Origin of the sequence: uncultured Caballeronia sp. (assembly GCF_964243625.1) — a bacterium.
GTDB lineage: Bacteria > Pseudomonadota > Gammaproteobacteria > Burkholderiales > Burkholderiaceae > Caballeronia.
Map to the genome: position 1 here is coordinate 1 of NZ_CAXTGZ010000806.1, position 2,315 is coordinate 2,315.

The 2,315-nt window shown below is 57.8% G+C and carries 3 protein-coding genes; all 3 read left to right on the forward strand.

Translation table 11 applies throughout. The features are described from left to right. The first annotated feature begins 142 nt into the window (after positions 1-142). Entirely contained in the window at positions 143-370 is a 228-nt protein-coding gene (locus ACFFAR_RS31140) for a hypothetical protein (protein WP_375509218.1), read from the forward strand. A 57-nt stretch (positions 371-427) separates the two neighbouring features. Beyond that, positions 428-1,564, forward strand: a complete 1,137-nt coding sequence (locus ACFFAR_RS31145; protein ID WP_375509219.1) for a hypothetical protein — start codon at positions 428-430, stop codon at positions 1,562-1,564. 55 nt (positions 1,565-1,619) lie between these two features. Continuing rightward, on the forward strand, positions 1,620-2,315 hold a 696-nt coding region (locus ACFFAR_RS31150; protein ID WP_375509220.1), incomplete at its 3' end, for a RecT family recombinase.

Consider the following 2,315-nt stretch of genomic DNA (forward strand, 5'->3'; position numbering starts at 1 on the left):
CCGCCCTCTTTCACGAATACACCGAGAAAGATTTGGCAGAGCGTGAAGTCCGCCGGCTCGCAGAGCGTGCCAGCCTCAAGCGTCGCATTGGACTGGCAATGGCTCAGATGGAAAACATTTGTCCTCCGATTGGGGGTGATACATGAACACCGCCCAACGAGACCACCATAACGCCGTCAGCTGGATCGAGGCAGAGATCGAAAACATGATCCGCGACCTCGGCAAACCCAACGCCAGCGCTGCAGCGACATCTTGCGTCACCTTGGCTTTTATGCTGCGGGCCATTGATGAGGCCGAGCATCGCCGCTACCGGGCGCGCATCGACCAGATCTACGCCGAATACAACGCGTCACTCGTTTCTGCCGCTTAACGGCACCACCCCACCACAACACTTTCAATGCTGCGCCAGGCGCGGCGAGGGATCGTCATGTCCACAAATGCTAAAAAAGCACCCGCTCAAGAATCGCTCGAAATGAGCGAAACCGAAGAATCCAAGAAGTCCATTGCCCCTGCTGTCGCCGTCGCCGTCACCGACATTGCGGAGTATCGGCCGCACGAGGAGCAAATCGTTCGGCTAGAGACAACCTACGGGAAGCTGGTCGTTGACTGCTCGACGAGCGAAGGCTTGGCGAGCGCGAAGGAAGTTCGCGTCGATATCCGCGATGTGCGCTACGCCCTGGATAAGACCACCAAAACCGCATTGGTGCCATATCAGCAAAAGGTCAAAGAAGCTCAGGCTCGCGTCAATCAAGTCAAGGAGTTCGGTGAAACGCTCAAGACTCGTGTGCTGGCGATTGAAGAGCCTGTGGATGAAGCGATCAAGGCCGAAGAAAAGCGTATTGCTGATGCCAAGGCAGAGCGCGAGCGTGTCGAGGCTGAGCGTGTCGAAGCCATCCGGGCAAAGATTACCCGCTTCAGCTCTGTCGCTGCCGCATACGCAAGCCGCAGCGCTGCCGACGTCGCCGGAATTCTGCAAGGCGTCAAGGAGTCGGTGATCCTGCCCGAAGAATATGGCGAATTTGAAGCCGAAGGCACCATCGCTCGCGACAACGCCATTGAGCAATTGGAAGCGCTACACAATGCTGCCATTGATCGAGAGGAAGCTGCTGCCAAGCTGCTGGCACAGCAGAAAGAGCTGGACGAGCTGCGCGAGAAGCAACGCATCGCCGACGCTGAGGCTGAAGAACTACGTAAGCAGCGGGCCGAGGAAGATCGTCTGCGCTTGAAAAAGCAGCAGGACGAGTTGGACCAGCAACGCCGCGACATGGAAACACAACAGCGCCAGCAGCGTGAACGTGACGCGCAGTATCAGCGTGACCAGGAAGAGCTGGCCCGTCTGCGTGCCCAGGCTGCTGCGCCCGCCCCAGCAGTGACTGTTGTTGCGGCTCCAGTGATTGCTGACCCAGCACAAACGGTTGCAGCGGCAGTTGATCCGGTCCCAGCGGCGGACGCATTCGCTGACTCGAACATTCCAAGTGCCAGCGAAGTGGTCGAGGTCGTAGCCATGGCCTTCTGCGTCACCAATGACGAGGCCTCTGCCTGGCTGCGCGCCATGTCGTTCTAAAGAACCCTGAAACCACCCCGGAGGCCGACCAAAGTCGTCGGCTATGGAGTTAGCAATGAGCGCTCAAACCCAGATTTCTACCGTACCAATGGACACCAGCCCGACTGGGCTGATCCTCAATCGCGACAGCATGCAGTCGATGACTGAGCTCGCGGGCATCATGGCAGGGGGTAAAACCACCCTGCCGAAGCACTTTCACGGCAACACCGCTGACTGCATGGCAGTGATCATGCAGTCCATGCAGTGGGGAATGAACCCATTCCAAGTGGCGCAGAAGACCTTCATCGTTAACGGCGGCCAACTTAGCTATGAAGCCCAACTGGTCAACGCGGTCATCACCACCCGAGCCCCGACCATTGATCGAATCCACTACGAGTGGTTTGGCGACTGGGACAAAATCATTGGCAATTTCCGCGAGATCGAGAGCAAAAAACAAACGGATGACCACGGGCAGCCAAAAAAGTATCGCGTCCCAAACTGGAACATTAATGACGAGAAAGGGTTGGGCGTCCGCGTTTGGGCTACGTTCGTGGGCGAGGATACCCCGCGCGAACTGACCACCTTGATGACTCAGGCACGAACCCGGAACTCGACGCTGTGGGCAGACGATCCGAAGCAGCAGATCGCCTACCTGGCCCTCAAAAAATGGGCTCGCCTGTACTGCCCTGACGTGATCCTAGGCGTGTACACGCGCGAAGAGCTGGACGACGGCTATACGCTTCCGGAAACAGACGTTACCCCGAGATCTACC